Genomic DNA, 25,565 nt, shown 5'->3' on the forward strand with positions numbered 1-25,565 from the left:
CGCTTTCGCCCTGCTCCGGCTCCGCTCCTGAGTTCTGAATTCTTCTTATAAATTATTAGATATGAGTATTTTAGATTCTCTACCAGATGAGCCGGAGGAAGATCCATCGATTGAATCTCCAACTCCCCAGAATCATTGGTTAGACAAAGAACAGCAGTTAATGCCTCCTCAACTTAAGGCTGATGCGCCTTTGAGGATGGTGGAAACGGCATTTTTAGCCAGTACCGCTAGCTTAATTTGGTTTATTAATTTCTACTTTCCCTTGGGTCCAGTTTTGCGGATATTTTTTCCGGTGCCGATCGCTCTAGTTTATCTGCGTTGGGGCAAACGGGCTGCATGGATGGCAGCGCTCACCTCCGGGTTACTGCTGACGGTACTGATGGGACCAGCCCGCAGTTTGCTGTTTGTCATGCCCTACGGGTTTATGGGCGTACTTTTGGGGGCGACGTGGTATCGTCGTCGTCTTCCCTGGATTGTTTCTATCACCTTGGGTACGCTGTTGGGTACTTTGGGAGTCTTTTTTCGGCTGTGGTTGCTGTCTGTTTTGTCGGGTGAAGACCTATGGATTTATGTGATTACCCAGGTGACTGAGTTCATTGAGTGGGTATTTTTGAAGCTGAGTTTATTGGCGAGTCCCAGTGTGTTTTTGATTCAAGTGGGAGCGATCGCTCTAATTGTACTCAACAACTTTATCTACCTTTTTGTGGTACATCTGGCAGCATGGTTGCTTTTTGACCGTCTGGGCAACCCTATTCCCCGTCCACCACGCTGGGTGCAAGTCCTCATGGATTATGAAGGATAGTCATTTGTCATTTGTCATTTGTCATTTGTCATTTGTCATTTGTCATTTGTCATTTGTCATTTGTCATTTGTCATTTGTCATTAGTTTTTGGTTAAATGATGAGTCCTAACTAATCACCAATGCCCAATGCCCCATGCCCAATGCCCAATGCCCCATGCCCCATGCCCCATGCCCAATTCCCAATGCCCAATGCCCAAATCCGTATTTATACTCAAAAAGAACAGGGTGAAGAATGGCTACGACGGTATCGTGGCTGTCTACCCGTATTTGCCTGTGTTTTAGGATTTACTGAAACTGGTTTAATTCCAGGGATTTCAGCAGCTGGTCGCACTCCAGAGGATCGGAAATATACTGCTTGTGCCGATGCCGAGTTTTTGTATTACGGGGCAGAACATAAAGCCCAATATCCCTTACCACCATTAGCGGCTGGGGCTTCGCCTGTGCTGATTTCTCGCGCTGTCTTTGAATCATTAAAGATCCCAGTTCATTTGTTTAATGCTGGTTTACCCCAGTCTCCGGCTGTGCCAGTAATTGATTTGGGTGGCGCTCCTGCTAAGTGTTTAAGTGGAGGTGCTGCTATGGAAATCACAACGGTACACCACTTGTTTGAACAAGGGCTACTTTGGGGAGAACGCCTTGCTGCTAATATCCAACAGGGGTATCTGATTGTCGGTGAGTGCGTCGTTGGAGGCACTACAACTGCCCTGGCAATCTTAACTGGTTTAGGTATAGAAGCTGCCGGAAAAGTTAACAGTAGTCACCCTATTTGTAACCACGCGCAAAAGTGGACACTAGTGCAAGTTGGGCTGGAGAAGATGAGGGTAAACAGGGAGCAGGAGGAGATAAACTTCCAAAATCCAAGTTGCGCTGAAAGCGCACCAAAGGTGCGACCCAAAATCCAAAATTCCGTAGATCCTCTACAACTCGTCGCCGCCGTGGGCGATCCCATGCAAGTGGTGGTAGCTGGGATGGCGATCGCAGCTAGTCGTAGTTGTGGTGTAATGCTAGCTGGTGGGACGCAAATGCTGGCGGTTTATGCGCTGATCAGTGCGATCGCTGAAGCTTACACTTTATCATGGGGACCAGAAGCAGTAGTTGTAGGCACAACCCGATGGGTGGCAGAAGACCCCACTGGGGCTACAGTTGACTTAGCCCTCAGCTTAGGAAAAGGCAGCTTAACTCAGAGTGGAAGAACCCCTCCCCTATTAGCAACTCATCTGAGCTTTGCTGATTCTCGTTATCCCCAACTGAGAGCTTACGAGCAGGGCTTTGTGAAAGAAGGTATTGGTGCTGGAGCAGCTTGCATAGCCGCCCATCTTAGCCAAGATTGGCAGCAACACCAACTTTTGGCAGCCATTGAAGCCCAACTTGAACGGCTAAGTACAGCATCTCATTGATTTGTAGCGAATTCTCTGCATAACTCTGCGCTCCTACCCTGCGGGAAGGCGCGTAGAGTTATGGGTTTAAATTTTAACCCTCAATTCGGTACAATTTTACCAAAGCCGTACTTAGGCAAATCAACAGTTAATAAGCTATAGCGCTTCTTTCTAGCAATTTGAATTATGCAACTTTGTTTACCTTCTTGTTTTTCAGGAGAATTATCTGATGAAAATAGTCGAAAAGCTTGGTATTGCTACCGCTAGTGCTGTTATAAGTATCACTGGTGTCGGTGCATCTTCTGCGGCACAAGCTGTACAGTTATTTGATTTTCAGTATTCTTTTCCCAGTTATCAGGCAAATGGTACACCGATTTCCGCTAGCGGCATCCTTACTACTACCGATCTAGATCCCATAAAAAACAATTACACAATCACAGGAATCAGTGGCACAAGGAAAGCCCAAGGAATCTCTGAGACAATCATCGGGTTGCTCTCACCAGGTACATACGGAATCAGTGATAATCTCTTAAATGCGAGTACGCCCCTGTTAACCCAGAACGGTTTTTCTTACCTGGTTTCTGGAAGCGGAGAAGACGGAAATGGGAAGGTTAACCTCTTCTACAGTAGTTTCAATGAAGGTTATTCAGAGCTTTCAAGCGATGTAGATTTTGGCAGTTTTAGTGTCATACCACGTCCTGTTCCCGAACCCTACACAGTAAGTGGCTCATTGCTTGCTCTTGGTTTTGGCTGGTGGACAAAGCGAAGGCAAGCAGTAGCTTTTCAGAAGAAGCCGCTCGGTTAAACTTACCCAAAACTACCCAAGTCTAGACTCAACTGGACATTTGTAGTTTTGGTCTTAACTTCCTGTTTCATCGCGGTCTTAGAATGACTTCTAAGAGGTTTCTCCGCTCCGCAGGCAATCTCGGTAGAGCTTACCCAAAGGGAGAGCAGTCGCTCTACTTGGGGAGACTCCAAGACCGCGCTGCTTACCGTTTCTGACCGTTCAGGAATAAAAATATTCTCAAACCATCGGTCAATGTTTTGAGCCGCGTTTAAGTCTCTATCGGCTTTGTAGCCATAAATTATTGAACAGTTTCAAACCCCATAAAGGTATTTATCTGTAATATTCTTACTTAAAGTAATACCAAGTCGCCTTCATGATATATCACTAGACGACTTGGTATTAACATAAAATATTAGCTGTAGCTAAAATTAAAAACTTCCAGGATTGTCATCAAGTGCCAGCAAGAAATTAATCAGGTCTGTTTGCTGGTTGGAATTAAACCCAGCCTGTCTATCTACGTAGAAGTAATGACCTGTGCCATCAAGGTTACTACGCACTAAACTAGGGTTAGCTTTGTTGGCTTTCACAACTAAGGCACGAAGATCACGATCAACCAAGGCACGCAAGCTGCTAGCTGCATCGGCGGGTATACCTTGGCTTAGAGTGCCAGAAAGCCCTAAGCCACTCTTGTTAACAACTGTGAAACTACCATTTGAGTCAACTTTCAGGCTTCCTGCCCGTACTGCTGCACCACCATCATGCAAATATGGTGCGCTTACATAAAGACCACGCAAGGAAGTAGTTTTATAACCACCTTTTGGCAATATTCCTTTGGGTAGAGTTGTGGGAGTATCGGAGATACCCTGCGTTGGTAAATCCAGCACTTCAGCATTCGCAGGTATGGGAACTGGAGTGTTAAAAGTGTATAGCTTGGGTGGTACTAACAACTTACTCAGCGCCAAGCGAGACTGGGCACGGGCTGGGTTAGTATGAATTTCATTAATTGGATGAATTTTGTTGTCAGTGAAGAATGGTGGAATATGGCAAGTTGCACAATTGGCTTTCTCAAATATTTTTGCGCCACGCTTAACAGAATTGCTGTTCAAAGCTTGCCAGTTGTCCGAAGTCTGGTTAGCAGGTGGTACTAAGCTATTTTGGAAAGCAGACATGGCGTTGTCTGCAAATAGGAAAGTACCACTAGCAATATCACTGGGGTTTCCAGTATTTGGGCTGAAAACCAAACCGTTGTAAGTAAACAAACTAGGTCGTAGGTTTGGGTAAGTTCCTGTGCCAGGGGCAGGAATTTGGGCTTCTAATTCTGCTTGTGTAGGATTTGGTGCGATCTTCCGTAGCCACTCTGAGGGTTTTACTATCACTCCTTCCGGTAAACGTAGGCTCTTAACGGCAGCGTTTTGCAGAAATGTACCAATATAAACCTCTGGGTCAATGCCAAGGGTTTCTGGACTGAGTTGAGCAGCTGCTAACAGATTGTTTTCTGAAGAATGAACACCATTGCTGACAGCGCTGAGTCCTGCAAACGGACCTACAGCAAACTGTCCATCAAGGAAATAAGGATGATTCTTAAATGTGAACATACTGGGAATTTGAGTAGTATCGTTGATACTATCTGATGAATTCTCAGAATTACCAAAAGGCACATCCAATACTGCATCGTCGAAAGCTTTTTCAAACTTTTCAGGATCAGGTAATTCTACTTTATTACCTTTACTGTCTAGAATAATTTTCCCATTGCCTTTGTATTGTGGATCTAGGGGATTGAAGTTTAACCGCGCAAACCCTGCGGCTGAATTTGGTGATAAGGCAACGAAAAGGAAGACAGCAAGTTCACCATTAGGTACTCCTGAAAGAGTTTTACCATCACTAGAAAGGCTTGCATGACAGATCGCACAGGTAATGTCGCCGTTAGGTGCGCTTCCTATTGCAACACTCTGTCCCTTTTGAATTTTTAAACCTGTAGGAATAACAGTCCCTTTGGGAAAAGTTCGACTACCTATAGTTAAATTCTTCTGGAGGGTAATTTTTAGGTTTGTCGTTGATCGCCCGTGCAAATTAGCGATCGCTGCACCTATTTCATCTGATATAACATTGAAGCCTTGTCCTAAACCAAATACTCCTTGCAAACCAAACGTGTCGCCAATCTTACGGTTGAGGAATATATTTTCGCCTTGCGCGATTAATTCCTGAGTAATTTTAACTGCTCCTACCCGTTGATAGGAAATGGGGTTATTAGGATTGAGTCCCTTATTTACAACCAGTTGTGATGCTTCTTGAGGACTCAGCAGTTTGCCGAAATAGTCGTAATAGCCTAGCGGTTGAGTCGGAGCAGGTTGCAAAAAGTCAATTTTTGCGAAAGCTGTCTGGCTTGTCATCAACCAATTTGATAACAAGATGCCAAAAACACTAATGATAAAAACGCAGATTAATAAGAAAATCTTGGTTTTTGAACGATACAAAACCCTAAAGACACCAGTCTTAGGGTTGTTGTTTTTTTGTTTCATAGTGAGGTAATGACTAAAAGCCTATAGGTAGATATATCACACTCTTACGTAAATATATGTAATAGCGTGTTTAAGTTTTTTATCAATTTGATGGCTGAATTAGTTGCTTATACTTATATATCTGCCCATAAAGCGATCGCTCCACATTGAACCTAAAGGTTTGCCTTTCCTACCTCCAGCCATTTTTTAATTCATTCAACTCAGGTTAAATTTAATGAATTCTCTCTCTAAGTAATTGTTCTTCTAAAGCAGCAATGCGATTGTATGCTGCTGTTAATTGCGCTGTCAGTCGTTGTATTTGAATTTCTGGTGTTATATGATCTCCACCTTGACGATGCATATCTAGATAAATGCCATCTGTCAATACATCCTTGTGTGCCATTTCTGGATTTAAACTGCTACGTCCTTTGAACTGGTAGCCCCCAGCCGCGCCATTTTCCTGATAATTATCCTTTGCTTGTGTATTCGCTAAAGAACACTCTGAGAAAGCTTGAGTGACTTTAGCATCAAGCTGCTCAATTACTTGGCACAGGGCATCCAGTTTTTCGCTTAAAGTCAGGATTTGCTGCTGTAATAGCTCCATTTAATACCCTCATCCATACATTTTCTTTATGTTATTCAATTTACTCGCAAGCTTAATTATACTTAGGGATTATTTAAGTATTGATAATTTTTGGTGGAAATGTGACATTTAAATCATTTTATCGAATAGCCCAAAGAAACCTCACCCTGGTTATGCTACGCAAAACCTGTCCCTCTCCTTAGTAAGGAGAGGGATGTCCGTCAGGACTCTTTGAGGTTTTGGGTAATTCGATGACTTGTGTGTACACCATAGCTCCCATATTTGGGAGAGGGATTTAGGGTGAGGGCAAAAACTACGGTTCTCAACTTAGATGAGGTTTATAAGTAAAGTATAAGTACCACTAAGGAAATTTATGGAGAAAAATTAATCTTTAGGTAGTGATTTGCCGAAAAAATCGCTAATTTGAGTCAAATATTCAAATTTATCGATATTACCAAGAAAAAATACCGATAATTTTCCAACTTGACTTTTTCAGTTAGTCAGTCTCTGGTGAATCTCTGCTTAATATTAGGTATAATTAAAAATCTCAAATCCAAAATCAATGGATCGACGGTCTTTTTTGCTAAGTACAAGTACACTGGCACTTTCACAACTGCTTTTTGGCTGTGGTGGAAACAACCAGACGCAACTAAAAGTACAGTTATTAAAAGGTTCTATACCTGGTCAGGTAGTTAATCAGTTTCACAAAAGTTTGCAGCAACAGGTGCAGTTAAAGTTTGCTCCAGTTGAGCAAATACAGGATTTATTTCAGCAATTACAAAATTGGCAGCAGAAACCAAAAGCCACTGATGAGCAGGGATGGAGTCGCTTTATACCTTTTAGGCAAGATCAAAAAACGGCTGACGCAGACCTAGTGACATTGGGAGATTACTGGCTAAAAGCGGCTATTGAGCAGAAATTGATTCAACCACTCCAAGAGGTTGAGGGAAACCAATTAAAGCAGTGGTCTGCTTTAGAGCAAAGGTGGAAACAACTGGTAACGCGCAACGACGAAGGTAACTTGGATGCTCAAGGGAAGGTGTGGGGTGCGCCTTACCGTTGGGGTAGCACAGTGATTGTTTATAACCGTGACAAGTTGCGAAAATTGGGATGGACACCCAAAGATTGGAGTGATTTGTGGCGAGATGGAGTGCAGCAGCGCATTTCCCTACTCAATCAACCACGAGAAGTTATTGGTCTGGTCTTAAAGAAGCTAGGAAAATCTTATAATACAGACAATCTTGACCAAGTACCAGACTTGGAAAAGGAATTACAGACATTAAATCAACAGGTGAAGTTCTACAGTTCCAATAACTACTTGGAACCTCTAATTATGGAAGACACTTGGCTAGCGGTTGGTTGGTCAAGCGATGTACTGCCAGTTCTGGGACGTTATCCGCAACTTGCCGCAGTTATCCCCCAGTCAGGAACAGCAATCTGGGCAGACTTGTGGGTACGTCCCGCAGGTGTTACTAAGGGTACTTTATCAGATCAATGGATTGATTTTTGTTGGCAACCAAGCACAGCTAAACAAATTTCAGTGCTGACTAAAAGTAATTCGCCAATTTCTACAAATATTGCTGCTTCCGATATCCAAGAATCATTACGGAGTCTTTTGCAAAGCGATAGCGAAGTTTTCGATAAAAGCGAATTTTTGCTTCCCTTACCCCCATCAACAATAAAACAATACGAGTCTTTATTCGCCAAAATTAAAGTTTAATTAGGCATTGGGCAATTCAATTTTGGATTTTGGATTGGCGATTTTGGATTAAATTTCAATTCTTTAATCCAAAATCTAAAATCTAAAATTCTTACTCTCCCTCATCCCCCTCATCCCCCTCATCTCCCTCATCTCCCTCATCTCCCCACTCCCCACTCCCCACTCCCTACAAAGAACGCAGTAACCCTATCTTATTCTTAACAGTCGTTTGGATATTGCATAAAGCTGGACTTGTATTAAAGTTGCAAGTGTAGGTTGCCAAGGGTTCTTTTTGATAATTAAATACCCGGACGTTGTAACCAAAGTTCCGTGCAGCACTACCCAAGCGATTTACGAAGTCGTAGCGCTCTACATACTCTAGTAAGCTCCAAATTTGCTGATTCACGATTAAGTCTACTCGTGCAGGTTCTTTGTCAGAAGCTGGATATGCTATCCAATTATCCAATAGCTTTTTCTCAGAGTTTTGCTGTGCCCACCATAAACTGGGAACGGTTAATCGTTCTGGGTTTATGGTGTTAGCTGTGATTACATAGTTTTTTGGCTTGGTTAATAAGTCTAGTTCTAGAGGCGCACTAGAAGGCAACGGTATTGGGCCGGGTTGCGCTAGTGAGGGGGGGACGACTAAAGTGGTGAGGCAAATGGTTAGTAGTAATGAAAATGATATCTGGCGTTGGCGCAGCCCGCCGCAGCGATCGCACAATTTAGGTATATGCATAACTAATTCGTAATTCGTAATTCGTAATTCGTAATTAAGGCACAAGTCAAAACTCGCATAATTTAAGGTTTAATGGCAACTATGCGAATTCTTCGATAGTCTGCTGTCCAAGTTCCTTGTTGATACAGTGTTGGTTTAAGTTGCTCCTTTACGGCGCGAATTACTTGTGTTTGTTGCTCACCAGAAAGCTCTGCTAAAAAACTGCTGGCGAACATCTGAATCCAGTTTGCCATACCTGCTTCTCCCTCTGCCAAAGGAGTTGGACGAGTAAACAGGATGGCATAAATGACATCAAAGCCTTGCTGTTCTAGTAGGGTGGCGTACTCACCAATGCTAGGAAAATACCAAGGATTTAGGGTTTGTGCAGAAATATTAAATGCTTCTAAGGCGCTTTCTAAAGCTGTGACGATCGCCTCTACATTCCCTTTACCACCAAATTCTCCCACAAAACGTCCCCCTGGTTTTAGTGATTGATGTATGGAGGCGATCGCACTATCTGCTTCTTTCACCCAATGTAGTACAGCGTTGGAAAACACAGCATCCAATAGCTTGTCTACTTGAAAGTTCGTAGCATCAGCAACATCAAAGCGGATATGGGGATAGTTTTGTCTGGCCTTTTCGATCATCGTGGATGCATGATCAACTCCCATTACTTCAGCCCCAGCTTGGGCAATTTTTTCTGTGAGTTGCCCAGTACCACAACCAAGATCCAAAATCGATTCTCCTGGCTGAGGATTGAGGAATTTTAGTAAATCCTCACCATACTGCCAAACAAAGGCGTGTTTATCTTCGTAAAGGGAAGTATCCCAATAATTATTAGGTATTGAAAGATTGTTCATAACTGGTTAAATTACAGAGTGTTGATTTTCCGATAATCAAGCATGTGCCTTGGGTTGACTCATTATCTTGCACCAAGCCCTAGCGACTGGAAGTCGCGGCTATACAAACGAAGTCCGCCTGCGCGGACTAACACTAAATTAAGGATTTGAAACCCACGTAGGTGGGTTTTGCCTGTGTAGCCGCGACTTCTAGTCGCCTGGTGATGTGTGTTGATCACCGCCTATTCATCACAGTAAAAAAGATTTTTAATTATGTCCAATATATATTTTCACCTTAACTAATATTTTAAAGATATTAATTCAGATAACAGATGGAACTACGACACTTGCGCTACTTTGTCACCTTGGCAGAGGAACTACACTTTGGACGGGCAGCAGAACGATTGCACATTGCCCAACCTCCCCTAAGTCAACAAATTCGGCAGCTAGAGAAGGAATTGGGTTTTGAACTGTTTCACCGCACGAAACGAAATGTGCAGTTAACAGAAGCGGGGCAAGTATTTCTCGATGAAGTTCAGCAAATTATGAGGCAATTACAACAGGCAATCCAAGTTGGGCGGCAAACCAGTCGGGGCGAAATTGGACAGTTGGTGGTCGGCTTTGTTAGTTCTGCGGCGTATAATATTTTGCCAACTATTCTGCGGACTTTTCGTAGTTCCGTTCCTGGTGTGAGCATCGAGTTGCATGAACTGACTACAGATCAACAGTTAGAGTGGTTACGAGAAGGTCGAATGGATGTGGGATTCCTCCGTCCACCTGTTGAAGAAAATAGATTTAGTTGCGAAACAATTTTTCAAGAGCCGCTAATGGTGGCATTACCTGAAGCACATTTACTAGCAAGTCAATCTAATGTTTGTTTAACATCCCTTGCCAATGAACCGTTTATTTTATTTCCCAGAATATTAGCACCAGGACTTTACGACTTAATTATCAGTCTTTGCCAACAAGCAGGCTTTAGTCCCAAGGTTGCCCAAGAAGCTATCCAGATGCAAACGATTGTCAGCCTAGTAGCAGCCGAGATGGGCGTTGCGATCGTGCCAGCATCTTTGCAAAACCTGCAACGGATTGGGGTAGTTTATAAAACTTTACAAGAACCTATGTCGAAAGTAGCGATCGTTGCAGACGTTGGCGTTGCGATCGCAATAATTTGGCGAAAAAACGAGATATCCCCAACCGTGCTGAGGTTTCTGGAGATAGTTAAACAAGCTGCCCAGGAATGGTAAGTGTAACAGCTTGATCAATCTGAGCGTTAACATATCACCTTCACTACCATTGCTGGTATTCTGAAAGCGGCAAGACCATTGCCAGAAAATTGGCAAAGCAAAAGTAAAACAATGGAAATCGCTACAACCAGAGTACCCCGTTGGTTCGTTCGCCGAGACATTGATGGTTTATTTGGGCTGGCGCTTGATAATTTTATTCAAATTTTATTGATTGTCAGTTTGTGCCAAGGAGTGCTAGGCTTTCCGGCCTCGTTAGTCTACGAACGCATTTTGCCAGGAGTTGCAATAAGTTTGATTGTCGGCAACTTCTATTACGCAAGGCTAGCCAAAGAGCAAGGCAAACGTGAACAACGAGATGATATTACTGCTTTGCCCTATGGTATTAACACCATCAGCCTTTTTGCTTATATTTTTCTCGTGATGTTGCCTGTAAGATTGGCCGCAATTTCTGGTGGTGCATCTAGTGAACAAGCTGCTGAATTAGCTTGGCAAGCAGGACTGGTGGCTTGCTTTGGTTCTGGTTTGATAGAACTTGCCGGGGCTATTGTTGGCGAGAGACTCCGCAGCCTCGCCCCCCGTGCGGCACTGCTTTCCACTTTGGGCGGTATTGCCATCACTTTTATTGCCATTGGTTTTCTATTTCGTACCTTTGCCAATCCCGTAGTTGGCTTGGTGCCTTTAGGGGTGATTCTGCTGACTTATTTTGGAGGAGTCCGATTTGGCATCCCCGGCGGCTTGTTGGCTGTTCTGTTGGGAATTGCCCTTGCCTGGGGAACAGGTTTGGTAAGTTGGGATAATGCCAAGTTTGCTGCTGCCTTGGAACCAATAAGGCTCTATCTACCTTCTTTGTGGCTGGGAAAATTGTGGAGCGGTCGTTCAGTCTTGGTCGAATATTTCAGTATCATTCTACCAATGGGGTTATTTAATCTTGTTGGCAGTCTCCAGAATTTAGAAAGTGCAGAAGCTGCTGGTGATACTTATCCTGCTGCTCCCTGTCTGGCGGTAAATGGTATTGGTACATTGGTTGCTGCTATTTGTGGTTCCTGTTTTCCGACTACTATTTATATTGGTCATCCTGGCTGGAAAGCTTTGGGAGCAAGAGTCGGTTACTCTATCCTCAATGGGATAATCATGGGCTTGCTGTGCCTAACTGGAACTGTGGCAATGCTGGCTTATTTTGTCCCCATTGAAGCTGGGATGGCAATTGTGTTGTGGATTGGGATTGTGATTGTCGCTCAAAGCTTTACAGCCACCCCATCGCACCATGCACCTGCTGTGGTTGTTGGTCTATTACCCGGCATTGCTGGTTGGGGTGCGCTAATTGCGAAAAATGCACTCCGGGCAGCAGGTTTGGGTACACCAGAAAGACCTTTCACACCAACCTTGATTGAGCAGTTTCGGTTGAGCGATACCTATATTGATGGCGCTTTTGCTCTTGAGCAAGGGTTTATTTTTTCAGCGATGATTTTAGCTGGTATTACAGTTTACATTATTGAGCGAAAGTTTCGCCAAGCTGCCTATTGGTCTACGATCGCTGCTGTAATTTCCTGGATTGGGTTAATGCACAGTTATCGTTGGACTGTCGCAGATACAGTTGTTAATTTCGGCTGGGGAACTGGTTCGCCTTGGGCTATTGGCTATATTTTGCTTGCAATTCTCTTTTTCTATGTCGATTGGCAAGAAAGACGTAAGGCTTGATACCAGAGACTTTCAGAGCTTGTTGGTAATAAGCGATCGCTTGCTCTAAATTATCAGCTTTATCGAACAGAATTCAGGAGTCAGGAGTCAGAACTCAGAATGAATTAGCGGGGCAATTTTTTTTAGTTTTTCGCCACTCAAAAAGATTTTGCGCGGCGAAAACTTAGGGAAAGATAAAATTATTTTGACTAGCAAAAAGCAGTGCTAGAGCATCGATTCAGTAATCAAAAACCTAACCCCCCAGCCCCCTTCCCTACTAGCGTTGGGGGAGCCAAACTCCCCTCTCCGCTTGCCTGACGGCAGGCTGACGCCAACGGAGAGGGGTTGGGGGAGAGGTTCTTCGAGGATTGCTGAATTGGTGTTCTACACAGCAACAGGAGTAGCGAATCTAGCATATCGCTCTATGTAGAACTCCTTGCTATTAGCGATCGCCACCACAGAATCACGTTGTTTTAAAGCCTTTTTCCATTGACGTAGACGAGTAAATTCCTCTGGTATCCCAAAGCCTCGATAGTGCTTCAGTGCAGGCCAACGCTCAAACCAGGGGTAAAAGGTGAAATCAACCAGGCTGACGGATTCGCCAAACCAGTAAGGACCTTCTTCTGATAACTTCCCTAAAGCTTCATTCTCGATAAATTCCAGATGTTTGTATAGTTCTTGTTTAGCTGCTTCTTGCTGTTGAATATCGGGACTACGCAAGAGAGCAGAAAAAGCCGGAACAAATCGAGTATTAGCAAAATCAATCCAGATGCGAGCCTGGGCTTTAGCAATGGGACTACTGGGTAAAAGCGGCGGATTAGGAAATACCTCATTGAGATATTCGTTAATTACTGCCGATTCCCAAACTCGGTGATGATTATGTGCGATCGCAGGCACTTTTCCATAAGGAGAAATATCTGTAAATCCCTGCGGCTTGTTCTGCAAATCAATCTCAATCAATTCAAAATCGATGCCTTTTTCTTGAAGTACTAAACGCGAACGGTGAGCATAAGGGCAAACCACTGCGCTATATATCTTGATTTCAGCCATCTTGATCTTCCTGTATAAATATGATTGGTTTATTAGCTTTGGCAATTAATTCAATCCAAAATCCAAAATCCGTCTTGAAAAGTTTGCTACGGAGGGAAACCCTCCTTACAACTTTTGTCTCCGACACGCTACGCGAACGCAAAATCTAAAATTGAACTAGAGCCAAGGCACTTCTTCAGGTGCATAACGAAAGGCACGGAAGACTGAATTTTGCTCCCCACTAGCTACTGCTGATTTCTCACCAAGATTCCTCACGGCAAAGTGAGGATTGACATATTCCCAAACAATTTCTCCTGTAGCTGTCACCTCAAATATGCGACCGAAAGCACCTTCTGTAATTAAAGTGTTGCCATTAGCTAGACGCTGTGCGCCTGATATATACGAACTGAAGAAGTTTTGAGGTGGGTTGTCAGTGTACTCCCAAACTATCTCTTTAGTTTGACGGCTTACTTCAATCACACGAGAGAAATTGAGAGCAGTGTGACGGCGATGTGCGCCATTATCAAAAATTAGGATATTGCCGTTAGCTAATTCGTTAGGAAAGTGCTGCTGTGCTAATACGTCATCTCCAAGTGTCCAGATAATCTCTCCTGTTTGGCGATGGACAATTACTACGGTAGAGATGTTACGAAAGCTAACTATAATATTGCCGTCCGCGAGTTCGCCTACAGTATTACCATGAGTCCATTCATGTCGTTGATCTTGGGGAGTGATAGTAAAAATATCTGGATCTAGATGTTCGTGAGCATGCCAAGTCCAAACAATCTCACCCCCAGGGGTAACTTCATAAAGTACATCAGCATAGATATCACCGTCTGCTTCCGTTCCCGTTACACCGCCTTTGATCCGGGGAATCAAAGACTGAGGTATCTTTTCAATGGCTAATAAAATCGTGTTACCGTTGCGTAGTCTGCGTCCGTCATGATGATGATCTGGATGTTTATACTCCCAAATAATATTTCCCTTGGGATCTGCTTCTAAAACAACGCCACCTTTAAAAGCAGCCCACAAAGGAAAATGTGGCGGAATATCTAACGTCTTACCATTATAAAAAAGGTTGCCATTGGGTAAAAGATAACCATATAAACCCGGTGAATATGGCAGATTCCATTGATGTACTACTTCTCCTTCTAGATTCAGAAGATATACTTCTCCGTTACCTGTAAGTGGTGTAAAAAGTGTATAACCCTTGAATACTTTGTCGGGATTATAAGCTCTTAAACCAGTACCACGGCGACGAATAGTATTTTGCTCAACTGATGCTGTTGCGATCGTCATAATTTTAAATGGCTATCATGAATTGTGTAAATAAGGGATTAGGGATTAATACCAATTCTGTATGAAGATGCGCTAAACCATATTTAAGTACAAGAAAGAAAAACGAACCGCAAAGGAGAGGCAGCGCGTTGCGGGGGTTCCCCCCGTTGTAGCGACTGCCGTCGCAAAGGACGCGTTCGCGTAGCCTCTCGCAGAGAAGAAAGAAAGAAGTTAAAAGGGTCTGGCGCAGCTTTACAAAGAAATGGTATAAGGGCTAGAGACTGTTTTCAAACCCAAAATTTACGTTGCTTTGTTGGGTTGCGCTGCGCTTAACCCAACCTACTTTTCTGCACTCAAAACTTAGCACGGGCTAACATGACTCCTATGGTGCTGGATTCGGATATTGAGTATGAACTGAATCCAATTCAGCCAAGATATCTTGATCAAGAACTACGTTGATACTGTCTATATTTTCTTTGAGTTGTTCTAGTGTAGTAGCACCAATAATTGTACTAGCGACAAACCAACGACTCCGCACGAATGCGATCGCTAATTGTGCAGGATTTAGTTGATGGCGTTTGGCAATTTCTACATAAGCTGCTACTGCTTGCCTAACATTTGGTTTTAAATATCGCTGACCAAAGTTTTCAAACAAAGTAACTCTTGCTTTCTCTGGTTTCCCGTTGAGGTATTTACCAGTTAAATAGCCAAATCCCAAAGGGCTGTAAGCTAGTAAAGGAACGTTTTCGTAATAAACTGCTTCTGCAAGTGCGCCATCAAAAATTCGATTGAGTAAATTATAGGCATTTTGAATCGAGACGACTTTAGGTAATCCTAATTGTTTCGCTGCTTGACTAAATTGTGTAACACCCCAAGGGGTTTCATTACTTAAGCCAATATAGCGAATTTTACCTGCATTAATGACATCAGCAAAAACTTCTAGTTGCTCAGTGATGGTAACTGCTTCTCCTACCTGATCTGGGTCGAAAACTGTTTGCCCAAAACGTGGTACATAACGATCCGGCCAATGGATTTGATATAAATCAATATAGTCTGTCTGCAATCTTTTCAGACTATCATCTACAGCTTGTTTGATGTTATCCCGATCAATGGCTTTAGCTCCACCGCGTACCCATTTAAAGCCGCGACCCGGCCCCGCAATTTTAGTAGCAACTATTAGTTGATCTCGCTGCTGATGTTTTAACCATTCTCCAATGTAAGTTTCGGTTAAGCCATAGGTTTCAGCACTGGTTGGTACTGGGTACATCTCAGCCGCATCAATGAAGTTAATTCCCTGTTTAATCGCATAATTTAGCTGCTGATGGGCTTCTTCAATAGTATTTTGCTGCCCATAAGTCATTGTGCCAAGGCAAATTTCGGAAACTTTTAGGTCACTATTACCTAGCTGATTGTACCGCATATTTCTGGTTTATGTTTGTTCTTAAATTGACAAGATTTTTACGCAATTAATATTAGAAAATAAATTACTCCTTGTTCAGTAAGTTATTGTTGTTTACAGAATTGAAGAAGAATCCAGAATTCAGAATTCACCAATCTTTCAGTCGGGGATTGGGACCGGCGCAGGAATTGTTGCACCACCAAATCATAGATTTGGTGGGGGTGCAAAAACTCCGGTTATTCATCCGCTTTTTCGGTAACAATACCCAACTGAATTCTGACGACTGGCGCCAATATTGCTGTTCGATAATCAGAATTATTTAGATAATACTACGGTATTTGCATCAAATTACCGTATTTAAATAAAATTTACAAATTTATACTCAAAATACTTTGTCTAAATACTTGATTCTGAAGCCAAGGCGCAGAGCGTCTCCGCCTCCGCTCCTGACTCCTGAATTCTGACTTCTGACTCTCCAAATTTAACGCACGGTTCCCCGCAAAGCCTCAGTATCAATGGGTTTGATCAGGTAAACCAACACTAGATTCCAAACAATTGCTGCAATCAAAGGTAGTTTGCGAATCAATTTCACAACTTTAGGCAGAGAACTTTCCTCAATCTCGGCAATTTTCAAGTTGTAACCTGCACAGCGTTGCAGACGTGGGAAAAATTTGGGATGTTCGGTATCGGCGCTGACACTAATAGCTATATAACTATTAAATTATGTTAAATGTGGTTCTTTGTCTAGACCTCTTTACAATCCTTCAGTAAAGGAGAAAATTCACCATGGCCGAATGCACTAAATAGGACTTACGCACTGTACAAATGCATCGTGATGTACATTAACGATCTTGAGGTTGTTTTAGGCTTTTCTTAATTATCCTGCGATCGTAAATAGATCATGCTGTAGGGGCACAGCAATGCTGTGCCCTTACGAAAGATATGGTTTTTAACCTTGATTCATATTTGGTATTTATTGTCAATGCGTAAGTCCTATAAAGTACAAACCCAAAGCATTTCAGGACTTGGGCTTAAATAATGTATTAAGTTTTGAAACTTCTCTAGACTAAATCAATATCATCGCTTTATGGCTATATAGTTAGTTTAATTACCCCTAGTGAAAGTTTCAGAGGTTTTAACATGGTCGTCATTCCGATAATTCTCTGCAAGAATCTAGAAATCACCCAATATTGCTGACATCACCTACCAACACGATACCCCAGGATTCACGGGTGCGATCGCAGCAATTCATGCTGAACTTAGAGGTTTTGATTTGTGGGTTGAGAGTCAATTTGGATAAGGTTTTCCGACTTGTGTATACACGGTAGCCCCGCAAGCGGGAAGGGGATTAAGGGGAGCCAGTGCGTTGGGCGGCGAGCCACTCTTGTTGCATCTGGTGTGTGGGGTGCAATGACTGTGGGAATCATAACTAATTATGCGGACATGATATTCTCTGTGCGATTAGCCATATCAAAAACATTAAATTCAATGCCTTCTAACTTCAGCCTCAAAGCCTCTAGTAAGAGGTTTACCCTTTCTTCAATAAAAATAGTCAGGGCGTGTTCAGGAAGTGCATCGGCTCTTGACCATTCAAGAATAATCGTAGGTATAAGATGAGAGCGTAGCACTTCTTCTAAACCAGGCTCGTCATATTCTTTGAGATAATCTAATGGATTTTTATCGCTAATTTTAAGATTAGTTATTTGAGACAGATAGGCAATATTCATCAAGCTGTCAGATTCTATTTGACTAGCAATACTACTCTGTTTAATAAAGTTAACTGGAAATATGTGGTGCAAGTTAGGTTTATCTGTTAGCTGATAATAAACATCAGACAAAACATCTCTGTGAGGTTTTGCCCAATCTTGCGGCTTTTGATTTGCGTAAAGTGATAGTATTGCTCTGGATAAGCGACCTCTATAACTATAGAAAGATTTTCTGAGTGAATTCTTATCAATATCAAATTGATTGAATGAGTAAGTACTATTAGCCTTTTGTTGATTAACAAAGTCTATATGTTTCCAGAGGTGAGTAGTGTTTGTTAGTAAGTCTGCATTATGAAAACTATAATACCAAAAATATTTATCTAAAAAACTATAATCTGGTTTAGAATTACGATAAAAATATGCTGTGATAGTCAGGTATAAATATCGGTAAGGAATTAATCTTCCACCCTTAATATGCAAAATATTATCAAAAAAATCAAAAGTTTTAGCGATCGCTTTCTGAAAATTAGACCATACAGCTTCAATATGTTCTGTTTTTAGCTTATTAAGATATATATCAGTAATATTTTGTATCCCTGCATCGGGGAATTCAAGTTTTACTACTACAGCTAACATCTGAAGTAATGTCCAATCATCAACACTCGTATACAGACTGTTAGCAATAGACTCTCTAAAATTATTAATCAATTCCCGAAGGTAAAACCCAGAAATATTATTCTTTTTGTCTTCAATACGAAAAGTCTTAGCTACCACAATATCAAAGATATTCAAAGGTTTGCCAGCTTGATTAATCCGCTCAAATATTTGGCATACTTCTGCAACTTCAATACCTCGTAACTCAATAAAGGACATTCTATAATTATCTAAAACTTCTTTACATTTCGCTAGCTGTTGTCTATAAGGATGCTCAAAGTCACCATAGCCACATTTATGAAGATTTCTTTCAATATTGCCATAATCATTTTTAATATCTTCTAACTTGACTATCAGTTTTTCCTCATAACGTTTATTTTTAGCCTTGTTTAATTTATTTTGCCCATTGTTATCATCTATTTCATCCCAAAATAGAAATCTTTCGATATAACTTGTATCATCTGTAGGATCAGTAAATTTAATAGTCAAGTCTACATATAACGCTGGGTTAAACTTATTTTTACAATAAATATTATTCTTATCTCCATATATTGAGGTTAGAAGTGCTGTTGTTCTTTGTTGTCCATCTAAAATATATTGGTATTCGTTAGAGGAAAAATCGTCAGCAAGCTTAATACCCCCTATTTCTCTATGACTTTCAAGCTTGGTACTAGTTTTCCAAATTAAAATACTTCCTAAAGGGTAAAATTTATAAATACTATCCCAGAGCTTTTTAACATTCTCTTTCTCCCAAACAATATCTCGTTGAAAAGTGGGAATTTGATACTTTCTAGCTAAAAGATTATCTAAATAGGTAGCAATGGCAGAATTAGTTGGCTGAATGCGATCAGTGTATGTAGACATTAAATTAACCTTACCTAACGTTGAGTAAATATCAAGGTTGATGTGTGAATTTAACTTTTTTCAGTAAAATTCCATACAAAGGTAACTGATATTAAATTAAGTGGCAACTCAGATTTGAGAAAATCTCTGCAATCTTCCTTCCATGCCAACGTTGCCCTGTAAGCCTCCTGTGTGTATCAGCAACAAGCGATCGCCTCTACAAAAAAATCCCTGCTTTAGTAAATTCATCACTCCGTAAAACATTTTAGCCGTATATACGTAATCAAGGGGTACGCCATGTTCCTCCCTGAACTGCTGGCTGAACTGTAGCAACTCGTCGTTCACTTTTGCATAGCCGCCAAAGTGGTAATCACACACTAATTCCCAGTCAGCCGGTGAGGTATATGGTGCGGGTAAATCAGATGCGAGGTAATTTGTCAATAAACTTTCGATTTCTTGTGCAAGAAAAGCCGCATTTTTCAATACGGGAAAAGCGATCGCTCTTTGGTTTTGATGTAACGATAGCGCAATACCAGCCAGTGTGGTAGCCGTACCGCAGGCTACGCATATATAATCAAATGCGTAGGCGTAGCCAGCCGTAGGCATCGCATTACTAACTATCTCTGTGCAGCCGCGCACACCATTTAAATTACTACCACCTTCGGGAATGATAAACACCTCACCGAAGCGTTGTTGCAGATATTCCTGTAGCGCTACTGTGTTGCGCTGTCGATACGTTTCACGGCTCAGGTACACAAGCTCCATACCCTGTTGTACAGCAAAACTCAGCGTCGGGTTGAGTGGTAGCCTCTCCTCGCCACGAATTACACCAATGGTGCAAAAACCGAAAAGATTACCAGCCGCCGCAGTTGCATAGATGTGATTGGAATAAGCGCCGCCAAAAGTAAGCAGCGTCGTGAAATTTTTCTCCTGGGCTTCCAAAAGGTTGTATTTCAGCTTGAACCACTTGTTGCCGTTAACCCACGGGTGCATGAGATCGAGGCGCAGCACATACAGATCAACACCAGCGTGGCGGGCGATTTCGCTGTTGATTTGCTGTAGAGGAGGAGGAAAAAATATTAACGACATCGCTAAACATTATAACTTAGAATTTATATTCTCTCACGTTGATTATTGAAGATAAAAGTAATGGTAAACATTGAGTAATTCAATGGTAAGTCAATCAAAATAAAGAAGAATTCAGAACTCAGAATTCAGGAGCGGAGCCGGAGACAAACGACAAGCTCCGGTCCCAATCTTTCAGTCGGGGATTGGGACCGGCGCAGGAATTGTTGCACCACCAAATTTTCAATTTCGTGGGGGTGCAAAAACGCCGATTATTCATCCGCTTTTTCGGTAACAATACCCTTCTTGTATTCTGACTCCTGACTCCTGAATTCTGTTCGATAAATCTTTCTGATGGTTAGCTTTAGAAATTGGCATTTTACTAATTGAGTATTTCAGGTAAATATAAGAAACATAACACTTGCTCCAGAGCAGATAATATTTTTTTGGAGAAAATAAATGGTTGCACTCACACAACTTACTCAAGTTATTTCCAATCCAGGACGTTTGACGATTCAAACTGTTGAAATTGCTCCTCAAACAACTGCTATCCGTTGTCTTGACTGGGATAGAGAGCGTTTTGATATCGAGTTTGGTTTACGGAATGGAACGACCTATAATTCTTTCTTAATCCAGGGGCAAAAAGTTGCCTTAATTGACACATCTCACCGCAAGTTTGAGCAACTATATCTTGAGATACTGGTGGGATTGATTGATCCGACTAAAATAGATTACTTGATTATTAGCCACACAGAACCCGACCACAGTGGCTTAGTGAAAAATATTTTACAATTAGCTCCCTCGATTACTGTCGTCGGTGCTAAGGTAGCTATTCAATTTCTAGAAAATATGGTTCACCAGCCTTTTAAATCAATGCAGGTGAAAAGTGGAGAGCGATTAGATTTAGGCAACGGACACGAATTAGAATTTATCTCTGCGCCTAACTTACACTGGCCTGACACAATCTTGACTTATGACCACAAAACTTGCACTCTCTACACCTGTGATGTGTTTGGGATGCACTACTGTGATGACCACACCTATGATGAAAATATTACCTCAATAGAGGAGGATTTTAAATATTACTATGATTGTCTCATGGGACCCAATGCCCGGTCTGTTTTGGCAGCTTTAAAACGGATTGAAAAGTTAGAAATAGTCACAGTTGCCACCGGACATGGCCCTTTATTGCAACACTATATATCCGAATGGCTGGGACGGTATGAAAACTGGAGTTTAGAACAAGCAAAAACAGAGACATTAGTGGCCCTATTTTATGTTGAAGATTACGGCTATAGTGAGCATTTAGTTAGCAGCATAGCACATGGATGTGCGAAAACAGGGGTGGCAGTAGAATTAGTAGCTCTTAATAGTGCCGAGCCTCAAGAAGTTCGAGAATTAGTTGCACAAGCTTCTGGTTTAGTAATTGGAATGCCAGCCCAATCTTCGATGGTGGCTCAAGCTGCTTTAAGTACGATATTAGCTGCTGTTCACAAGAAACAGACAATTGGTTTATTAGAGTCAGGAGGTGGAGAAGATGAACCCGTTTACCCCTTACGCAATAAGTTTCAAGCATTAGGATTAACTGAAGGTTTTCCTCCTATATTAGTCAAGGAAATTCCTACTCAAGCAACGGAAAAACTTTGTGATGAAGCGGGGACAGATATGGGTCAATGGTTGACACGCGATCGCACCATTAAACAGATTAAATCTATCAATACTGAGCTAGAAAAAGCTTTAGGACGTATTAGCACGGGATTGTATATTATCACTGCCAAAAAAGGAGAAATTCAGAGTGCAATGTTGGCTTCGTGGGTAACACAAGCGAGTCTTGAGCCTTTAGGAGTGGCGATCGCAGTATCCAAAGATCGGGCAATTGAATCCTTGATGCACGTTGGCGATCGCTTTGTTTTAAATGTTTTAGAAGAAGGCAAATATCAAGGATTAATGAAACATTTTCTGAAGCGTTTTGCTCCTGGTGCAGACCGTTTTGCTGGAGTGAAAACATATCCAGCCACCAATGAATCGCCGGTTTTAGCTGAAGCTTTAGCTTACATGGAATGTGAAATTACTAGCCGCATGGACTGTGGAGATCATTGGGTAATTTATAGCACAGTTCAAACTGGAAGAGTTGCCAAGCTAAATGCACTTACCGCCACCCATCACCGCAAAATTGGCAATCATTACTAATTTATCATTTGTCATTTGTCATTTGTCATTTGTCATTATTTTCCCCTGCTTCCTACAGACGCGATGAATCGCGTCTCTACAAAGTCCCAAAAAACTATGTATAAATCTCCTGAAAATACCACAATTAACATGTACGAAATCAATCGAGCGCGCGTCGTGCGAACCTTGGAATTTATTCAAGATGTGATTGTGATTTGTTTGTGTATCGGTTTATTTAGCTTCATGGTGCTTCAGGTGAAAGATATGTTTCTCTCCTTACTTCCACCTCTAGATTTTCATGCTGTTACTGCCGATATTCTCTTTTTACTCATCTTAGTTGAGTTATTCCGACTGCTGATTATTTACCTACAGGAACATCGAGTATCTATTGGGGTAGCTGTTGAAGTTTCTATCGTTTCCGCCTTGCGAGAAGTCATTGTTAAAGGTGTTTTAGAAACAAGTTGGAGTCAAGTTTTAGCAACTTGCGCCTTTTTATTAGTGCTAGGAATACTACAGTTCCTCCGAGTTTGGCTACCTCCAACCTTTGAAGGTATCGACCCGGAACAAGAAGTATCTAAACGCTATAAAAACCAAGCTAAGTCTGAATTCATACAAACCAATAGTCATTAAGAGTAGGGAGTGGGGAGTAAGAATTTTAGATTTTAGATTTTGCGTTCGCGTAGCGTGTCGGAGACAAAAGTTGCGTGCGGGGGTTCCCGCCGTTGAGCAAACTTTTTAAGACGGATTTTAGATTTAAATTTAATCCAAAATCTAAAATCCAAAATCCAAAATTGAATTGCCCAATTCCCAATGCCCAATGCCCCATTATGAGGTTATTATGTCTGCAAATACTTTAACTACCAGCCATCCTAGAGATGTGCAGGTTGCTGAAATTGGTAAAAATACTCTGATTCTGCGATCGCGGACTTGGGAACGACTAAAATTTGAGGTTGAGTATTCCCGCCAACGGGGAACTACGGCGAATTCTTATCTGATTCAAGCTGATAAAAAGGTTTTAATTGATCCTCCTGGTGAATCTTTTACCGAAATTTACCTTCAGCAACTGGCGCAACATCTAGATTTTACTACCCTAGATTATATTGTTCTCGGTCATGTCAATCCCAACCGTAGAACCACCTTGCAAGTATTGCTTTCTCAAGTTCCTCAAGTGACTCTAATTTGTTCTCGCCCCGCCGCCAATGCTCTAAAAACCGCTTTTCCTGAATGGGAATCACGTATTCAAGCGGTGCGATCGGGAGATACTTTAGATTTAGGACAAGAACATCATCTATCATTTATCACCGTACCAACTCCTCGGTGGGCGGATGGACTTTGTACCTACGATACTGCCACAAAAATTCTCTACACAGACAAACTTTTTGGCGCTCATATTTGCGAAGATACCTTGTTTGATGAAGATTGGAAGGGATTAGATGCGGAACGTCGTTACTATTTTGAATGTCTCCATGCGCCCCAAGCCAAACAAGTTGAAGTAGCCTTAGATAAATTGTCGGTTTTGGGAGCCAGATGTTACGCCCCAGCACACGGGCCGGTTGTTCGTTACAGCCTTAGTCGTTTTACCTATGATTACCGTCAATGGTGTCAAGGTCAAAAATCTCAAGAATTGCGTGTTGCTTTGCTCTATGCTTCTGCTTATGGTAATACAGCAATTCTGGCGAATGCGATCGCTCAAGGTTTGATTCAAAATGGAATTAATGTTGAATCGATTAACTGTGAATTAGCAGACTCTGCGGAGATTAGCCGCATTGTAGAAACCTGCGATGGTTTGATTATCGGTTCACCCACTTTAGGCGGACATGCACCGACTCAAATTCAAACTGCTTTAGGAATAGTCCTCTCGGCGACGGCTAAAACTAAGTTAGCAGGGGTGTTTGGTTCTTACGGTTGGAGTGGAGAGGCAATTGATTTACTAGAAAGCAAACTTAAAGATGCTAATTATCAACTAGGATTTGAAACAATTCGGGTGCGTTTCAGTCCTACTCCTGAGATTCTCCAGCAGTGTCAAGAAGCAGGTGCTTCCTTTGCTCAAAACTTGAAGAAAACCAAAAAACTGCGTACTTCCCGGCAGATTGTGACAGAAACCCATGTAGATCGTACCGAACAAGCTGTGGGGCGGATCATTGGTTCTCTATGTGTTGTGACAACTCGTGATGAAGAAACCCACAAAGGCGTTTTAACTTCTTGGGTATCGCAGGCAACTTTTAACCCGCCAGGAATTATGATTGCGATCGCTAACGAGCAAAATGCAGATTTAATGCATCATCCTGGTGATAAATTTGTGCTGAATATCCTCAAAGAAGGAAGAAATGTGCGACGCTATTTTTCTCGTCACAGCACTTTAGGAGATAATCCCTTTGCAAATCTTGCCACACAAACTGCTCTTAATGGTTGTTTGATTCTGAATGAGGCATTAGCCTATTTAGAATGTACGGTGCAAAATCAGCTTGAATGTGGCGATAGATGGTTAATTTATGCCGTCATCAATCACGGTGAAGTCTTGGAAAATGATGGTGTCACTGCTTTAGAGCATCGCAAATCTGGCAGCTATTATTAACCTGACTTTTCACGGTATTTCAAAAACCTCACTTCTATTTCTCTCTCCTTTTAGGAGAGAGAAATAGAATTTTCCCCCTTAGAGCGTCGGGAAGGGGGTTAGGGGGTTAGGTTTTTTGTGGGCTTTCCTACATAACGTGAAAAGTCAGGTACACATAAGTTTTTTAGAGGTTGTTTGAAAAGTTTTTCGCTGTATCTTTGCACTTATTGATCCCCCCTAACCCCCCTTAAAAAGGGGGGAACCGGAATCAAAGTCCCCCTTTTTAAGGGGGATTTAGGGGGATCTAAAACGTTTTGCTACCGTGAAGAGGACTTTTCAAACATCCTCTTAGAGTTGCAATAGCATTGTTTCGGCTGACAATGTTACTTCTCTACTAAAAAAGCCCAATCAAGTATATGTTGTTCGTGTTCTGTGTGTTTATGTCCATAGAACTTTTCGTAAGCGTCCCAAGCCGCCTCACGCGCTAGGTAATGCCCTGATATAGAGTCTATGTCATCTATCAGAGAATCATAGGTGTGTCCATTCCATCCTGTGCGCTTACAGTCAACCGCTAAGTCACCGATATTAGTGTCTTCCCCAGATTGAGAACGTAACCAGTCTCCAAAGCTTATTTTCGGCATAATTGAT

At 42.0% G+C, this 25,565-nt stretch carries 19 protein-coding genes and 1 pseudogene; 9 read left to right on the forward strand and 11 right to left on the reverse strand.

Annotated features, from left to right (window positions below):
* Positions 1-61 precede the first annotated feature (61 nt).
* The 3 genes from V7K27_RS25995 (at position 62) to V7K27_RS26005 (ending at position 2,983) form a co-directional block, all read left to right on the forward strand.
* Entirely contained in the window at positions 62-802 is a 741-nt protein-coding gene (locus V7K27_RS25995; protein ID WP_334951129.1) for a DUF2232 domain-containing protein, read from the forward strand.
* 182 nt (positions 803-984) lie between these two features.
* The gene (locus V7K27_RS26000; RefSeq protein WP_334951190.1) at positions 985-2,199 is read left to right on the forward strand and encodes a nicotinate-nucleotide--dimethylbenzimidazole phosphoribosyltransferase; all 1,215 of its coding nucleotides are present in this window, start codon (positions 985-987) and stop codon (positions 2,197-2,199) included.
* A 208-nt stretch (positions 2,200-2,407) separates the two neighbouring features.
* Positions 2,408-2,983 (forward strand): PEP-CTERM sorting domain-containing protein, encoded by a 576-nt coding sequence (locus V7K27_RS26005; RefSeq protein WP_334951131.1) that lies wholly within the window; start codon positions 2,408-2,410, stop codon positions 2,981-2,983.
* Positions 2,984-3,393: 410 nt separating this feature from the next.
* On the opposite strand, the gene V7K27_RS26010 is transcribed toward V7K27_RS26005, so the two are convergent.
* On the reverse strand, positions 3,394-5,484 hold the full coding sequence (locus V7K27_RS26010; RefSeq protein ID WP_334951133.1) for a di-heme oxidoredictase family protein: 2,091 nt from the start codon (positions 5,482-5,484) through the stop codon (positions 3,394-3,396).
* A gap of 211 nt (positions 5,485-5,695) precedes the next feature.
* Positions 5,696-6,067 carry a hypothetical protein gene (locus V7K27_RS26015; protein WP_334951135.1) on the reverse strand — a complete coding sequence of 124 codons (372 nt, stop codon included), beginning with the start codon at positions 6,065-6,067 and terminating at the stop codon, positions 5,696-5,698.
* Positions 6,068-6,608: 541 nt separating this feature from the next.
* Between V7K27_RS26015 and V7K27_RS26020 the strand changes: the two genes are divergently transcribed.
* The gene (locus V7K27_RS26020) at positions 6,609-7,766 is read left to right on the forward strand and encodes an extracellular solute-binding protein (protein WP_334951136.1); all 1,158 of its coding nucleotides are present in this window, start codon (positions 6,609-6,611) and stop codon (positions 7,764-7,766) included.
* A 166-nt stretch (positions 7,767-7,932) separates the two neighbouring features.
* Here the strand turns inward: V7K27_RS26020 and V7K27_RS26025 are convergent, their stop codons facing one another.
* Both V7K27_RS26025 and V7K27_RS26030 read right to left on the reverse strand, forming a co-directional pair.
* Positions 7,933-8,481 (reverse strand): hypothetical protein, encoded by a 549-nt coding sequence (locus V7K27_RS26025; RefSeq protein ID WP_334951138.1) that lies wholly within the window; start codon positions 8,479-8,481, stop codon positions 7,933-7,935.
* A 62-nt stretch (positions 8,482-8,543) separates the two neighbouring features.
* Positions 8,544-9,320 (reverse strand): class I SAM-dependent methyltransferase, encoded by a 777-nt coding sequence (locus V7K27_RS26030; protein ID WP_334951139.1) that lies wholly within the window; start codon positions 9,318-9,320, stop codon positions 8,544-8,546.
* A 311-nt stretch (positions 9,321-9,631) separates the two neighbouring features.
* Here V7K27_RS26030 and V7K27_RS26035 point away from each other — a divergent pair, with 311 nt between their 5' ends.
* Together V7K27_RS26035 and V7K27_RS26040 are read left to right on the forward strand one after the other, a co-directional pair.
* Positions 9,632-10,543 carry a LysR family transcriptional regulator gene (locus V7K27_RS26035; RefSeq protein ID WP_334951141.1) on the forward strand — a complete coding sequence of 304 codons (912 nt, stop codon included), beginning with the start codon at positions 9,632-9,634 and terminating at the stop codon, positions 10,541-10,543.
* A 111-nt stretch (positions 10,544-10,654) separates the two neighbouring features.
* Positions 10,655-12,241, forward strand: a complete 1,587-nt coding sequence (locus V7K27_RS26040; RefSeq protein WP_334951142.1) for an NCS2 family permease — start codon at positions 10,655-10,657, stop codon at positions 12,239-12,241.
* A 363-nt stretch (positions 12,242-12,604) separates the two neighbouring features.
* Here the strand turns inward: V7K27_RS26040 and V7K27_RS26045 are convergent, their stop codons facing one another.
* The 6 genes and pseudogenes from V7K27_RS26045 to V7K27_RS26070 all read right to left on the reverse strand — a co-directional run bounded on the left by V7K27_RS26045 (position 12,605) and on the right by V7K27_RS26070 (position 20,218).
* Positions 12,605-13,270: a glutathione S-transferase family protein gene (locus V7K27_RS26045; RefSeq protein ID WP_334951143.1), complete on the reverse strand. Its 666-nt coding sequence runs from the start codon at positions 13,268-13,270 to the stop codon at positions 12,605-12,607.
* 156 nt (positions 13,271-13,426) lie between these two features.
* Positions 13,427-14,548, reverse strand: coding sequence for an aryl-sulfate sulfotransferase (locus tag V7K27_RS26050; RefSeq protein WP_334951144.1), 1,122 nt, complete (start codon positions 14,546-14,548; stop codon positions 13,427-13,429).
* Between the two features lie 361 nt (positions 14,549-14,909).
* Positions 14,910-15,947 carry an NADP(H)-dependent aldo-keto reductase gene (locus V7K27_RS26055; protein WP_334951145.1) on the reverse strand — a complete coding sequence of 346 codons (1,038 nt, stop codon included), beginning with the start codon at positions 15,945-15,947 and terminating at the stop codon, positions 14,910-14,912.
* A 460-nt stretch (positions 15,948-16,407) separates the two neighbouring features.
* Positions 16,408-16,617, reverse strand: a pseudogene (locus tag V7K27_RS26060) (magnesium-protoporphyrin IX monomethyl ester (oxidative) cyclase); the annotation flags it as partial.
* A 742-nt stretch (positions 16,618-17,359) separates the two neighbouring features.
* Complete coding sequence (locus V7K27_RS26065) at positions 17,360-19,150, reverse strand: GmrSD restriction endonuclease domain-containing protein (protein ID WP_334951146.1); 1,791 nt, start codon at positions 19,148-19,150, stop codon at positions 17,360-17,362.
* 108 nt (positions 19,151-19,258) lie between these two features.
* On the reverse strand, positions 19,259-20,218 hold the full coding sequence (locus V7K27_RS26070) for a 1-aminocyclopropane-1-carboxylate deaminase/D-cysteine desulfhydrase (protein ID WP_334951147.1): 960 nt from the start codon (positions 20,216-20,218) through the stop codon (positions 19,259-19,261).
* 435 nt (positions 20,219-20,653) lie between these two features.
* Between V7K27_RS26070 and V7K27_RS26075 the strand changes: the two genes are divergently transcribed.
* The 3 genes from V7K27_RS26075 (at position 20,654) to V7K27_RS26085 (ending at position 24,938) form a co-directional block, all read left to right on the forward strand.
* Positions 20,654-22,384 (forward strand): diflavin flavoprotein, encoded by a 1,731-nt coding sequence (locus tag V7K27_RS26075; protein ID WP_334951148.1) that lies wholly within the window; start codon positions 20,654-20,656, stop codon positions 22,382-22,384.
* A gap of 96 nt (positions 22,385-22,480) precedes the next feature.
* A complete protein-coding gene (locus V7K27_RS26080) occupies positions 22,481-22,993 on the forward strand; it encodes a phosphate-starvation-inducible PsiE family protein (protein ID WP_334951149.1) in 513 nt (170 codons plus the stop codon).
* Between the two features lie 208 nt (positions 22,994-23,201).
* Positions 23,202-24,938: a diflavin flavoprotein gene (locus V7K27_RS26085; RefSeq protein WP_334951151.1), complete on the forward strand. Its 1,737-nt coding sequence runs from the start codon at positions 23,202-23,204 to the stop codon at positions 24,936-24,938.
* Between the two features lie 362 nt (positions 24,939-25,300).
* Here the strand turns inward: V7K27_RS26085 and V7K27_RS26090 are convergent, their stop codons facing one another.
* Positions 25,301-25,558, reverse strand: a complete 258-nt coding sequence (locus V7K27_RS26090; RefSeq protein ID WP_334951152.1) for a hypothetical protein — start codon at positions 25,556-25,558, stop codon at positions 25,301-25,303.
* Between the last annotated feature and the right edge of the window lie 7 nt (positions 25,559-25,565).

The organism is Nostoc sp. (genome assembly GCF_036919575.1).
Classification (GTDB): Bacteria; Cyanobacteriota; Cyanobacteriia; order Cyanobacteriales; family Nostocaceae; genus Nostoc.